The sequence below is a fragment of the Tractidigestivibacter sp. genome, from assembly GCF_057241865.1.
Map to the genome: position 1 here is coordinate 1 of NZ_DBHHPX010000054.1, position 12,664 is coordinate 12,664.

Annotated in this window: 13 protein-coding genes; 2 read left to right on the forward strand and 11 right to left on the reverse strand. The window is 63.2% G+C overall.

The features are described from left to right. Positions 1-109: 109 nt before the first annotated feature. Positions 110-589 (reverse strand): transcription elongation factor GreA, encoded by a 480-nt coding sequence (greA, locus tag ACO59D_RS12035; protein WP_485127191.1) that lies wholly within the window; start codon positions 587-589, stop codon positions 110-112. A 51-nt stretch (positions 590-640) separates the two neighbouring features. Further along, positions 641-997 (reverse strand): twin-arginine translocase TatA/TatE family subunit, encoded by a 357-nt coding sequence (gene tatA / locus ACO59D_RS12040; RefSeq protein ID WP_485127192.1) that lies wholly within the window; start codon positions 995-997, stop codon positions 641-643. A 201-nt stretch (positions 998-1,198) separates the two neighbouring features. On the opposite strand from tatA, the gene ACO59D_RS12045 reads away from it, so the two are divergent. After that, positions 1,199-1,993 (forward strand): spermidine synthase, encoded by a 795-nt coding sequence (locus tag ACO59D_RS12045; protein WP_485127193.1) that lies wholly within the window; start codon positions 1,199-1,201, stop codon positions 1,991-1,993. A 116-nt stretch (positions 1,994-2,109) separates the two neighbouring features. Beyond that, positions 2,110-3,417: an alpha-amylase family glycosyl hydrolase gene (locus ACO59D_RS12050; protein WP_485127194.1), complete on the forward strand. Its 1,308-nt coding sequence runs from the start codon at positions 2,110-2,112 to the stop codon at positions 3,415-3,417. Between the two features lie 318 nt (positions 3,418-3,735). On the opposite strand, the gene ACO59D_RS12055 is transcribed toward ACO59D_RS12050, so the two are convergent. The 9 genes from ACO59D_RS12055 to ACO59D_RS12095 form a co-directional block, all read right to left on the reverse strand. After that, on the reverse strand, positions 3,736-4,563 hold the full coding sequence (locus tag ACO59D_RS12055) for an HAD-IIB family hydrolase (RefSeq protein WP_485127195.1): 828 nt from the start codon (positions 4,561-4,563) through the stop codon (positions 3,736-3,738). A gap of 61 nt (positions 4,564-4,624) precedes the next feature. After that, positions 4,625-5,113 (reverse strand): Cna B-type domain-containing protein, encoded by a 489-nt coding sequence (locus ACO59D_RS12060; RefSeq protein WP_485127200.1) that lies wholly within the window; start codon positions 5,111-5,113, stop codon positions 4,625-4,627. Next, a complete protein-coding gene (locus ACO59D_RS12065; RefSeq protein WP_485127196.1) occupies positions 5,077-5,589 on the reverse strand; it encodes a hypothetical protein in 513 nt (170 codons plus the stop codon). Before ACO59D_RS12065 ends, ACO59D_RS12060 begins: the two co-directional genes overlap by 37 nt. 728 nt (positions 5,590-6,317) lie before the next feature. Further along, entirely contained in the window at positions 6,318-6,680 is a 363-nt protein-coding gene (locus ACO59D_RS12070) for a hypothetical protein (RefSeq protein WP_485127197.1), read from the reverse strand. Positions 6,681-6,872: 192 nt separating this feature from the next. Then, positions 6,873-7,337 carry a metallophosphoesterase family protein gene (locus ACO59D_RS12075; RefSeq protein ID WP_130811620.1) on the reverse strand — a complete coding sequence of 155 codons (465 nt, stop codon included), beginning with the start codon at positions 7,335-7,337 and terminating at the stop codon, positions 6,873-6,875. A 27-nt stretch (positions 7,338-7,364) separates the two neighbouring features. After that, positions 7,365-8,084, reverse strand: coding sequence for a LytR/AlgR family response regulator transcription factor (locus ACO59D_RS12080; RefSeq protein ID WP_207302591.1), 720 nt, complete (start codon positions 8,082-8,084; stop codon positions 7,365-7,367). A gap of 85 nt (positions 8,085-8,169) precedes the next feature. Beyond that, positions 8,170-9,510: a sensor histidine kinase gene (locus ACO59D_RS12085; RefSeq protein WP_485127198.1), complete on the reverse strand. Its 1,341-nt coding sequence runs from the start codon at positions 9,508-9,510 to the stop codon at positions 8,170-8,172. Beyond that, positions 9,503-10,726 (reverse strand): glycosyltransferase family protein, encoded by a 1,224-nt coding sequence (locus tag ACO59D_RS12090; protein WP_130810405.1) that lies wholly within the window; start codon positions 10,724-10,726, stop codon positions 9,503-9,505. The genes ACO59D_RS12085 and ACO59D_RS12090 overlap by 8 nt, the downstream gene beginning before the upstream one ends. 411 nt (positions 10,727-11,137) lie before the next feature. Then, positions 11,138-12,226: a hypothetical protein gene (locus ACO59D_RS12095; protein WP_485127199.1), complete on the reverse strand. Its 1,089-nt coding sequence runs from the start codon at positions 12,224-12,226 to the stop codon at positions 11,138-11,140. Positions 12,227-12,664: the final 438 nt, after the last annotated feature.

A 12,664-nucleotide genomic window follows, 5' to 3' on the forward strand; every position in this document is an offset into this window, starting at 1 on the left:
GCCGGCGGGCTCAACAGGACGTCGGGGTGCTACCCACTAGAAGTTTCGAAGAGCCGAAAAAAGGTCCCTCCGAAGAGGGGCCCAAGTCGCAGCGCATGAGGCGTTTGCTCTATCGAGCAATGCCCACAACCGTGTAGCCCTTGGTCTTGCCAGCAGGCGTGATGAACTCGACCTGGTCACCCTTGCCGCAGCCGATGAGGGCCTGGCCGGCGGGAGACTCGTTCGAGATCTTGTGCTCGAGCGAGTTGGTCTCGGTGGTGCCCACGATGGTGAACTTGGTCTTCTTGCCACGCCCATCCTCGAGTTCGACGACAGTGCCAATGGAGACCCTAATGCCACCGTGCTGGGTACCCTCGACGACCCTTGCCACCGAGAGGGTCTGGCGAATCTCGGCGATCTTGGACTCGTTCTGGGACTGCTCCTCCTTGGCAGCATCATACTCGGAGTTCTCCGAGAGGTCGCCGAAGGAGCGGGCCTCCTTCAGGCGCTCGACGATCTCGTCGCGAAGCTCGCCCTCACGGTACGCCAGCTCGTCAACGAGCTTCTGGCGGCCCTCGGCGGTAAGAGTGATTTCCTTGCTGTTATCCATGATTCTGCTTTCCTCGTAGTGCGTGGGAGGTACGTGCGCTGGGCGCTTGGGCTACTCGCCCAGCCTGGCGCCGCACTTCTTACAGAAGGCAGCGTCGGCAGGGTTCTCGGCACCGCATTTGGGGCAGAACTGAACATCCTTATCGCTAGCCCCGGCCTTCTCGGCGGCAGCGTCCTCGATGTTGGCGTCATCCTCGTCAGCAACGACATCCTCGGCCTCGGCCACCTTGGGCTCCTCAGCCTTCTTGGAGTCCTTATCGCCCTCGTCGCCCTCTTCCATTCCCTCGCGCACGTTCTTGACGGTCTTGCCGAGGGCGGAGCCGAGCTTGGGAAGGTTCTTGGGCCCAAAGATGATCAGCACAACGACAACGATGATGAGCAGCTCGGGAATGCCAAGTCCAAGAAACATGGTCAGGTCCTCCTAGATGTGGATGAATGGAGCAGGCACACGTCGCGCACTGCCGCATTCGCTAGTATAGCCGAGGATGTTTACTGCTCACAATATAAACTGGGAGTTTGCCCGGGACCTCTCAAGTCGCCTGCCCCGCCATCACAACACTTCCGGTTTCCCCTGTTAGGAGCGCTTGTGCCAACTTGGCTGCTAGTCCTAATGATCGTTTCGTGGGTCCTGTTTGCCATCGTTTTGGCACTGCCATGGCTGCTCAGGCGCCGTGGCGTCGAGATGCGCCGGACCAAGTTTGGCCCCGCGCTCATCTTTGAGGCGGCAGACGACGACGGCACGCCGGTGCGCCTGCTCAACGTCAACGGCACCTTCCAGAGCGTCTGCTACCTTCCCGACGAGCTGCGCTTTGAGCTTGCCTGCGTCTACCACCGCACCATGGCCGAGGTGAGCTACGACCTGCCCAACGCCACGCGTGCCTTGGTCATCGGCGGCGGCGGTTACTCCCTGCCCAAGTGGCTCGTGGCGCACAGGCCCAAGCTCCACGTTGACGCCGTCGAGGTCGATCCGCGTGTCACCGCAATTGCACGCGAGCGCTTCTTTCTCGACGACCTCATCGAGCAGTACGGCGCGAACCGCATTTCCCTTGTGGATGACGACGGGTGGGCCTACCTGCGCCGCGCTGAGAAGCCCTACGACATCATCGTGAACGACGCCTTCTCGGGCAACCGTCCGCTCGGCCAGCTGGGAACCGATGGGGGCGCACGCCTTATCCACGAGAAGCTCACCCCGGGCGGGGTGTACCTTGCCAACCTGCGCTGCTCCACCGAGGGACGCAAGTCACGCATCCTTGCGGAAGTCGAGCGGGCCTTCTCGGCGCAGTTCGCACGCGTGGCCTACGTACCCGAGTGGCCCGACAAGCCCGGGGACCGCGGAAACAACGTTCTCATTGCGACCGATGATGCATCGCTGACGCTACCAGAGGGTGCCGTAGTCGTGAAGTAGCGCCGTTCGCCCGTCCACTTGCGGCCATCTTGTTTAAACAAGCATTGCGTCCCGCGGCGCGATGGTCCACCATGGGCATCAGACGCAATGCCCGGCATCGCCGAGAAGGGACCCTCATGGCACAAGACACCAGCACCTCTCTTAGAAACCTTGTCATCTACTCCATCTTTGTGCGCAACCACACCCCCGAGGGCACGTTTCGCGCCGTGATCCCTGACCTGCCCCGCATCCACGCGCTGGGCACCGACGTCGTGTGGCTCATGCCCATCCACCCCATTGGCGAGAAGAATCGCAAGGGCACGCTGGGAAGCCCCTACGCAAACCGCGACTACCGCACGGTGAATCCCGAGCATGGCACCATGGGTGACTTCCGCGCGCTGGTGGATGCCATCCACGCCGAGGGCATGAAGTGCATGATCGACGTGGTGTACAACCACACCTCCCCTGACTCCGTCCTTTACGACGAGCACCCGGAGTTCTTCTTCCGCAGGCCCGACGGCCGGCCCGGGAACCACGTGGGAGACTGGTCCGATGTCATCGACCTTGACTACAGCGTCTCGGCGCTCTGGGACTACCAGATAGAGACCCTGTGCCAGTGGGCCCGCATCGTCGATGGCTTCCGCTGCGACGTCGCCTCCTTCGTGCCCGTCGAATTCTGGAAGCGCGCGCGTACGGCTGTCGAGGAGGTCCACCCGGGCTGCATGTGGCTTGCCGAGACGGTCCACCGCTCGTTTGGCGCGGCCTGCCGCGCTGCCGGCATGATGTGCGCGCGCGACTCCGAGGCGTTCGAGGCCTTCGACATGGAGTACGAGTACGACGTTCAGGAGGCATTCGAGCGCTACCTCAAGGGCGAGACGCCCCTCTCGTGCTACCTCGACCTTCTCGACTTCCAGGAGAACCTCTATCCCCAGAACTACGACAAGCTGCGCTTTCTCGAGAACCATGACGTGCCGCGCATAGCCTCGCACGTGACGGGCGAATCTGATTTGCGCAACTACACCGCCATGCTCTACTTCAAGAAGGGCACGACGCTCGTCTACGCCGGCCAAGAGGCCGCATGCGATCATCTTCCCAGCCTCTTCGACCGCGACACCATCTCCTGGGATACGGGCACGGACCTCTCGGGGCTCATGCGCCGCATGGCCCAGATCAAGCACGACACGCTAGACGCCGACGACGCCTTCTTTGTGGCGGCAGACGACGAGAACGACATCGCCGTCCTGCGCCGCGAGCACGGGGGCGAGCGCAAGGTGGGGGTGTTCTCGCTGAGGTCCCGCTCGGCATCCGTCGAGGTGGAGCTGCCCGACGGCGCCTACACGAACCTTATCGACGGGTCTGCGGTGGCCGTGACCGACGGGCACCTCTCGTGCTCGGGCTCGCCCATCGTGGTCACGGCACACCTGGAGCGCGCCTGGGGCGTCTAGCATGGGGCCTGCCGAAATCGCAGGGCGCATCCGAGGGGGGCGTAGGCGAGGTAGCACGGCCCAAAAGATGCTCGCTGGCAGATAGGCCCGGTCGTGCGTACGCACAACGCGAGGCCTTTGACAGTTTTGCCTTTCCAAGAGGGATGTCTGGCAGATAAGCCCGGTCATGCGTACGCACAACCGGGCTCCTTTGACATTGCCCTGGCATTTGCCCAGGTGGGCGAGAAGGCCCTGGCAGCGGATGGGGGTTATGCGTACGCACAACCGGCAAAAGCCGCCATGAGACAAGGGGACTGTCCCCTTCCCTTGTCCCTTGTCTCACAGCAGATAGGTGTAGATGGCCTCGGCACAGCCGCCATGGTCGTTGTCGGCAACAACGACGTCCGCAGCCGCCAGCACATCGGACGACGCGTTGCCCATGACAATGCCCAGGCCAGCATCGCGCAGCATGTCGAGGTCGTTCCCGGAGTCTCCGATGGCAACGCCCTTCTCGACCGGAATCCCAAGCAGCTGGCACAGCTCCACCAGTGCGGCGCCTTTGCTCACGTCCTTGGGAGAAAGCTCCAGCGAGTTCGCCGTGGAGAAGGTCGGCTCCACGGGAATGCCCTGCTCCTCGATGCGTTGCAAAACGTCGGTCACATACGTACCAACGGCGGGATGCATGATGTACTTGGACACGACACCAGGATGCGAGAGGAGCCACTCCTCGACGTCTGGCACAAAGTGACAGGCGCTCTTGAACGTGTCGTAGAACCCCTCGAGCCCATAGTGCGGCAGGCGCTCGAGGCTTCCGACGGGCTGGTAGGCCTCCATACCCGCAAGGACCTCGAGCATCACGTCCTTGCCCTCATGCGTCTTGAGGAGCCGCGGGACGATATCGGAATCAAAGGTGCGCTCGGCCAGCGTGCGCCCGTGAAGAAGGTCGACGATCTGCGCGCCGCTCGTGAGAATGGCGTAGGACACCCCCTCCAGCTGCACGCGATAGGGGCGCACCAGGCTCGAACTGCGCCCGGTGGCGATTGTCACGACCTTGCCTGCGCGCAGGCCCGCTGCCGAGATTGGAGCAACGGCGGCATTGCGCTCGGGGCCACAATGACCCCCTCCGTGGGTTCGTAGACGGAACCCGTATCGTCCTCCATCTCCCATGGTATGATGCCCTTAGTAAGCCCGCCTGGCCTCTCTACGATGCACACTGGCGGGTTTTCGCCTATCTAAAGGTCGTCTTGTCTATGGAATACACCAAGCCCTTCCTCACCTTCGAACAGCAAGCCGACCTTCTTATGGACGAGCGCGGCATGGCCGCCGACCGGGACGACCTCATCCGGCGCCCACTCTTCATGGCAACGTCTTCTCCCTCCGCCTCGGGCGCCCAACGGCGTGCGAGGGCCAGCAGGGCGACGGGCGGCGTGCCCTCGTCGCCGGCCTGCGGTATGCGGCCACGGCCCTTGTCCGGGGAGGTCGGCTCGTCTGGGGTGTCAGGCTCATCGGGCTTGGGCCTCTCGGTGTTGGTCACGGTGAAGCCGGATGCGGCGTCGCCGGAGACCTCGGGGGTGCACCCCTCGACCGGGTCCTCGGAGACGGCGTAGGCGGTCTCGCGGCCGCCGACGTGCTTGGCGAGGCCGTCGAAGGAGCCCGCCCAGCCGCCCTCGGCCGAGAGCGTCAGCGTCTTGCCGGTGTCCACCCCGTCGGCCAGCAGGCGGACGGTGACGGGGCCGCCCTCGGGGCCGACCCACCTCTTGGTGACAGGGACCGACGTGGTGCTCGACTTGTTGTCGAACGCCATCGAGGCGACCGGGGTCCCGCCTTGGTGATGGCGGGCGTCGCGGTGACGGTCGTCCTGCCGTGGGGGGCCGTCTCCCTGTGCAGGGTGACGGCCACGTCGTAGACCGTATCGTCGTAGGCGTAAGAGGAACTGTCTCCCGCCTTCTCCCTGGCGGCGTAGCGCATGGTCGAGTCGCTGCCGTCAGCAGCGAGACCGTCCTCGGAGTAGACGAGCTCGTCAAAGGGTACGGTCCCGCCATCGTTCTGCTTCTCCTGCAGGACCTCGCCCTGCCCGTCGCAGAGCTGGAACGCGAACGCCTGGCCGGAGCCCGGCGCTTGCCCGTCGACGGTCTTGGTCGCGCCCAGCTGCACGGTCGGCATCTTCGGGGTCTTGGTGGTGTTGGCTCCCACGCTGTCCTCCACCGCGTAGCCCTCGGGGACGTCCTGGTGTGGGTGACCCGCTGGTCGGCGGGGTCGGACGAGACGACGGTCTTGTCGACGCCCTTCTCGCCGCACGCCGCGTTGTAGTCGTTGCCCTGGAGCACGTAGTTGCGGTGCCCCTGGTAGGTCGTGCCGCCGGACCGGTAGTTGATCTCGGCTCGGTTGGTGTACTTGACGCCGGTGCCTCCCCTGGCGCTGGCCCAGTAGTAGACCCAGACGGTGTCGGTCAGCGTCCCCGGGTAGCTGAAGGTGAGTTGCTGGCCGCTGATGCTCACGGAGTACAGGGAGGGGTCGAGCACCTCCCCCGAGGGGGTCGTGACGCGGACGTCGCGGGTACGGTCGAAGCCCATGCCGTCGGGCAGCGTGTCGATGACGGTGACGCTGCCCATCGTGGCGCGCTTGTTGTTCACGAACAGGCGGTAGCCGATGGTCTCGTCGTTGGTCGAGTCATACACCCCTATCTGAGCGGCGTTGTCGCCCATTCCCTCCGAGTAGTCGTAGTCACCATAGCTGACCTTGCCGTCGCTGGCGTCCTTCATGATGGCGTCGGTGTAGCTCCCACCCCGCCGGCACCGCCTCTGGGGATGACGGTGAGGTCCCTCGAGTCTCCTCCGACGGGGACGGGCGCGGTGGTCTGCTCGGTGACGTCTGCTGTCGTGATGTGCATGCTGAACGACCCGGCGAGCGCTACCAGGGCATTAGGGCCGAACGTGAGCTCCCACGTCCCGTCGCCCTTGTCTGCGACGGAGCTGAAGTGCAGGGGGGTCGACGGAGAGCCTCACCTTGCTGGCGACCTCCGTCGGGATGCTCACGGTAATGGTGCCGCCCTCCTGAAAGGACCCCCGATCGATGGTGTACTTGACCGCGAAGATCGCCGTGGAGCCGGCGGAGCAGGAGTCCTTGTTCAAGGTGATGGTCGCATGGAAGCCCGACGCACCCGGTGCGCGCAGGAGCGTGGCGACCGTGGACTCTGGGGTGCCCTCCCCTATGACGGCCTGCGGCGCGTCCTCGTCGGGGATGCCCTCCTGGGCGGCGAGCCCCTCGGCGCCCTCGCCTTCCACCGGGGAGTCACCCTGGATGGCAACGGGCTACGTCCCCGCGCCCTCATCGACGATGGCGCGCATCGTCCCTCCGGGCATGAAGATGCCGAGCGCGAGCACTGCGCCCATGAGGTAGCACAACTTCCTTCTCATTCGTACCGCCCTTCTCGTGCCTATGCCGTCGCCCCCCACCTGCAGCGGACCTCTACCGAGTCATTCTTGTGCCTCATCAAGCGGAATGATCCGCGCCGAGACGACCTTGCCTCCCTCGCAGATAACGCGTCCCATGCTGGGGCCGCCGGCACGAGGGTGCGTGGGGCTCCCCGGGTTCATCACAAGCACGCCCGTTGCCCGGTCCTTCTCGACAAACGGGCGGTGGGTGTGCCCGCAGATAGCGATGTCGCAGATCTTGAGGTCAAGCCTCTCGCGATAGTGGCAAACCTCCCAGCGCAGGCCACTCGAGAAGAAGACCTTGAGGCGCTTGACCTCGGGGCCAAAGTCGTAGGACCAGTCGTTATTGCCCAGGCACAGCTGCACCGTGGCCATCTCTTGCAGCGTGCGGTAGTCTGACGCCGAGCAGATATCTCCCGCGTGAACGATAACATCTGCCCCTTGAAGCTCGTCCAGGAGACGCGGCGAGAGATACCCGTGCGTGTCCGAGACGATGTCGTAACGCATCCTTGCCACGCCCTGCCCTACCAGCACCTAGAGCCCAAGGGCACGCTTGAGGGCGACCACGCGTCTGCGCGAGACCGAGATCTTCTTGCCCTCGATGCCATTGACGCCCAGCTGGAGAATGCCGCTGGAGACAACCTCGACGTCCTCGACGTATTCAAGGTTCACGATATAGCCGCGGTGCACGCGGAAGAAGCCGTGTGGCGCGAGCTTCTGCTCGAGTTTGGCCAGAGAGATGGTCGAGAGGTAGCGGTCATCGTCCGTGTAGATGCAGGAGTAGTCGTCCTTGGCCTCGATGTAGCGAATCTGGTCGATGGGGACGAGCACCTTGCGACCGCTCTTCACCACGGGAATGCGCTCCACGGAGGAGTGCGATTGGGGCTGCGGCTTGACGCGGGACTGCACCTTGTCCAGGGCCTGGTTGAGACGGTCCGTCTCGACCGGCTTCATGAGATAGTCGATTGCGTCCACGTCAAAGGCCTCCAGTGCGTACTCGCTGTAGGCGGTCACGAAGACAACCGCCGGCGGGTTCTTGAGCTTGTGGAGGGCCTCTGCAAGCTGCATGCCGTTGGTCTTGGGCATGGAGACATCAAGAAAGATCACATCGGCCCGCGCCTCCATGAGCCTCTCGACCGCCTCGCGCGCGCTTGATGCCTCGGTGATGGCATCGACGCGCCCGGTCTCCTCGAGGAGGTAGCGCAGTTCGGAACGGGCGGGTGCCTCGTCATCGACAATCATCGCACGCAGCATTACAACAACCTACCTTCCGACTGCGACACACGTCCCGCCGCAGACACGCAGAGAAGCCTATAGCCTACCGTTTATCGTTAGTATGCTACCCTTTAGCCCCCTGACGCAACGTCAAGGCAGCCTCGCCCAAACGCAACGTTACGCAGGTACCTTCCCCTGGCTTGGAGATAATCTCCACGCCCGCATCTGCCCCATAGAAGCGCTCGACGCGCTCGGCAACGTTCTTGAGGGCAATACCGGTGCCCTTCTCGGCACCCGACGGCCCAGAGGCCGCCGCAAGGAGCTTGTCCGCCGTCTCTTGGTCCATGCCCAAGCCGTCATCTGCGACCGCCACCAGCACGTCATTGCCGTCCACGGCAACATGGATGTCGATGCGGAGGGCGCCCTCCTCGCGCATGGCGTGGCGCACCGAGTTCTCGACGATAGGCTGCACCAGGAAGGAGGGCACAGGGAGGCTCTCGCAGCCGGGTTCCACGAACTCCTCCTCCACGATGCGGCCCTCGCCAAAGCGCGCTTTCTCGATCTTGAGGTAGCGCCGCGTCTGCTCAAGCTCGCGCGAGAGCGGGATGAGCTGGTCTGTGCCCTCAAGCGTACGGCGATAGAAGATGGAGAACTCGCGAAGTAGGTCGCGCGCCTTGATGGGGTCGGTGCGGGTGAGCGACGCGATGGTGTTGAGCGTGTTGAAGAGGAAGTGCGGGTTGATTTGCGCCTGCAGCGCCTTGACCTCGGCGCGGGCGAGAAGCTCCGCCTGGCGGTCAAGCTCGTACGAGGATAGCTGGGTCGAGAGCAGCTCGCCAAAGCCCTTGGCAATAGCCAGCTGCGTTCGATCGATGTCCGTACCACTGCGGTAGTAAAGCTTGATGGCCCCCATGGGTTCATCCTGCACGAGCAGCGGCACGATGATGCCAAAGGCGTGCCCCGAGCGGTTCTGCATGAGGCTGAAGTAGCCTGTGGTCTGGCCCCCGTCATCCATCGATACGAAGGTCTCCATGCGCTTGCTCTCAAGAACCTCAAGCGTAGGCACGGTGTTATCGCTTCCAACCGGCTTCCCCACGCCATGCTCGCCTTCGTAGGCAAGGACCTTCTTGGTGTTGGTGACGGCTATGCCCACAGCGGCCGTTTCGGGCAGGAGCAGGCGACAGATGTGGGCGGCGTTGTCGGACGTGAGGCCGTGGTTGCAGCTGCGCAGCGTCTCTGAGGCGACGGCGAGGGTCCTCTCTGTTGCCTCGGCACGCATAGTGTCGGGCACGAGGTTGATGGTGCCAAAGGCAACGATGACAACGGCAAGCCCCGCGCCCGCAAGCATGGATGCGATAACGTTGCCCACCGCGACTCCCCATGCAACGAGAAGGAGCAAAACGGCAGTCACCGCGCTGAGAATCGTATTCACCGAGCTAGGCGAGAACGAAGACGAGCCATCACTCATGTGGGCTTCCTTTCGCGGGCGCCCCTGTGCTCAGGAGCTCACGCTGGAGGTAGTGGCTGTCCCAGATAGACGAGGCGATGCTCGGCCAGATGGTGGCAAACGAGAGGTAGCGCGTGGAGGCCTCCCGCGCGTACCTGTCCGCCTCGCCGCAGCCGGTGCGCAGGATGCGGAGGTAGTCCGAACGGTCGCGTCCCACCAGGGCACGACGAATGGCCGTGGCCGTCACGCGCGAGCGCACCTGCGGGGTGAGCCACGGGCCAGGATAGGGCATGAGCGACTCCGGCGTTATCGTGCGCAGGTCTCGCCGGGCGTTCATGGCCTCGAGCTTGCGGTACTCGTAGAACCAGCGGTAGACGTCCTGGATGAAGATCGACGGCGTCGAGGCCGCCTCCTCCGGCGGCTGCATGCGCACGTGCCAAGCGTTGTCAAACCACACGTCAATGCCATTGGCACGCAGGTCGAGAAGGTAGTCAAGATCCTCTCCGCGCGTGATGTAGGGGTCGAAGGGCACCCGCGTAAAGGCTGACGCATGGATGGAGCAGCACCCACCGCAGAGGTAGCTTGAGCGGAGAATGCGCGTGGGCGAGGTGAGGTAGCGCCTCATCATCTCGTTGAACCCAACGTGCTTGGACCAGAGGCGCTCGCACCACTCTGTCTGCACTTGCGCGTAGGGGGAGCTCCGCACGTCTACGTAGTAGCCGCTTTTGGCAAGAATGGGCAGGTCTTGACGGGTAAGGGAGTCAAGTCCGTAGACGGCGTCGATGAGGTAGTCCTCGCTGAGGGCCACCTCATCGTCATCCATGAAGACCACGGCATCGTGCCCAAAGGCCGAAGCCACGGCCAGTCCCATGTTGCGAATGGCACCGTAGCCGCGGAGTGCGATGGGGTCTCCCCGCAGCTTGGCGTACATGCTCGCGCACTGCTCCTGAATGGCCGCCGCCCCCTCGTCGCCAATAACGATGGGGTTAAGGTCCATGTGGCTGCGGCAGATGGAGTTCACGCGAGCCCGGGCGGAGGCTACGCAGGACGGAGCCGCGACGAGAAGGACGATGACGCGAGAAACGCCGCGCACCTGTTCGAGCGACGAGAGGCACATCTCGAGCTCTGGCAGTGGCTTGCTGGTGGGCGTGGAGTAGTCGTACGAGCCGCGCTCCCCCAGCCGGCCGTGAGACTTGCTCTCGGCCCAGTACGAGGGAATCACGATGACGGGATCCACGGCTGCCTCCGGTTGAACGAACGATGGGCGCAGGCTGCGCACCGTGCTTATGGTACCCCACGGGACACGCGGGAGCCTCGGGCAGTAAGCGGAGGGTTGTGGGCGTTGTGCGTACGCACGACGGAACTTTCTCGCCAATCTTACCTTTCAGACGGGCCCGACTGGCAGCAACGAGGGATTGTGCGTACGCACAAGTGCGCATATTTGCCAGGCCTCTCGCGTTTGCCCAGTTGACCGGGAGGCGCTTGGCGAAAATCGAGGGTCGTGCGTACGCACGACGCAGAATTCTTGCCAAAGAGCACCCCGGAAAGACCGCTTGTGGCAGATACCTACATTCGTGCGTACGCACAAGTGCGCCTCTCCGTCGAACGGGACGTCGGCAGCCCCGCTCCGAAATCCAGGCCCATGGCGCTATGCAGCGAGCCACCAGCCCCTGCGCTCCTCTCGCTCGCACGCCAAGCACTCCCCCGGCAGCGCCCACATGGGCTTCTCGAAGACGACCTTTCCGTCCGGCAGGAATGCGACCTCAGGGAATAGACCCTTCATGAGGCGGTGCCTCTTCGCGGCCGTCCCCTTTGGGGGTCGGCGCAGTCGCTTGCCCAAACGCTTGCTCAGCTGCCGGACCATCTCACTCAGTTGCCTCTCGTCTCGAATCTGGGTAGCGGTCGCATGCTGCAGTGTGATGCCATCGTGCATGAGTGCGAGGTCACGCTGTATATCGCGCATCAGGCGCTTGTGGAACTCGGACCCGTCATACTCCATGGCCCAGTGGGCCTTTTCCCAGTAGATGTCGATTACGTAGTAGGGACAGCTCGCAATTGCTGCAGCCCCTTCGCTAAGCCAGACAACTTGGTTGAGCACAGGCATCTCCAAACCATAACCGCCAAGGGAGCGCGAGAGTATCATCACCAACGCGCTTCTCGACTCCATTGGCGACCAAGAGTTATCGAGTACCCAACGAAGGGCCTTTTGTGCCTTGCGCAAGCCATAGGCCCCAGGCTCTTGAGCGTCGAGAAATGCCTGCATCCTCTCGATTGTTGTTATGCCACCAGTAGCAACAAACCCCTTCTCGGTGCAGGAGGGAAAGTACTTCCCGCAGAGACAATAACCCAAGAGAATGAGGTCTACCAGGGGAAGCTCGCCGGCCAACTGAAGAAAGCAGAACTCCGGGCTCGAGGCCCAAAGGCCGTCGCCGAGAGAGACCAACGAACCTGAAGACACTTTGCCGCTCCAGCAATGCGGTGCAAGATGACAGGACCTGAGCCTCTTCGAGCTGGAGTCGACGAGCACATCAATGCGCCTTGGAAGCTCACGCATGCCGAGAAGTTCTAACAGCCGAGCTCGTAATCCCTCAACATCACGGCCATCTGTCCCAATCGAGCATGATGCTTCATCTAGGGTTGCCAGTTCAGATGCTGGGGGTATTGACGTTCTTCCACCCGCATCTGCCAAGGTTGCCAGAACCCAAAGCGCTGTTGCGTGAGAGAGCACGTACTTCATGGGAACCTCCTTTTGTTACCGCTTGCGGAGCCCGAGCATCCCACAAGGCCCTTGCAAGCTTCTGACGATGCACGGACAGGATGCTGTCATGCAGCTTGCACGGAGAACCGTGTCCTTGCAGACAAGGACGGCATTTCGGCTGGTAAACAGGGTTGTAACTAGAGAGTTCCGAGTTGGTGCATGCAGAGATGGGCGCTCCCCATTCTCGCAGTGACGTTGGCAAAAATCCTCTGTGGTGCATACCCATACGGACTAGTTGCCGACACTGCCTTGGGGATTCTCTGGACACCTGGCCAGGTTGGCAAATATCCATAGTCGTGCGTACGCACGACGGGGAACTCCTGACAATTTCGCCCCTCCAGGGAACCCGTCGGGCAGAAATACGGCCCTTCGAAACTTCTGGTGGGTAGCATTCCCTCCCCGCATTGAGCGCGTCGC

Excerpts from the sequence above, each read along its gene's own strand:
- greA (WP_485127191.1), bottom strand. The coding sequence starts at position 589 with ATGGATAACAGCAAGGAAATCACTCTTACCGCCGAGGGCCGCCAGAAG.
- ACO59D_RS12045 (WP_485127193.1), top strand. The coding sequence starts at position 1,199 with ATGATCGTTTCGTGGGTCCTGTTTGCCATCGTTTTGGCACTGCCATGG.
- ACO59D_RS12075 (WP_130811620.1), bottom strand. The coding sequence starts at position 7,337 with ATGCGTTACGACATCGTCTCGGACACGCACGGGTATCTCTCGCCGCGT.
- ACO59D_RS12055 (WP_485127195.1), bottom strand. The coding sequence starts at position 4,563 with ATGGGAGATGGAGGACGATACGGGTTCCGTCTACGAACCCACGGAGGG.
- tatA (WP_485127192.1), bottom strand. The coding sequence starts at position 997 with ATGTTTCTTGGACTTGGCATTCCCGAGCTGCTCATCATCGTTGTCGTT.
- ACO59D_RS12080 (WP_207302591.1), bottom strand. The coding sequence starts at position 8,084 with ATGCTGCGTGCGATGATTGTCGATGACGAGGCACCCGCCCGTTCCGAA.
- ACO59D_RS12085 (WP_485127198.1), bottom strand. The coding sequence starts at position 9,510 with ATGAGTGATGGCTCGTCTTCGTTCTCGCCTAGCTCGGTGAATACGATT.
- ACO59D_RS12050 (WP_485127194.1), top strand. The coding sequence starts at position 2,110 with ATGGCACAAGACACCAGCACCTCTCTTAGAAACCTTGTCATCTACTCC.
- ACO59D_RS12095 (WP_485127199.1), bottom strand. The coding sequence starts at position 12,226 with ATGAAGTACGTGCTCTCTCACGCAACAGCGCTTTGGGTTCTGGCAACC.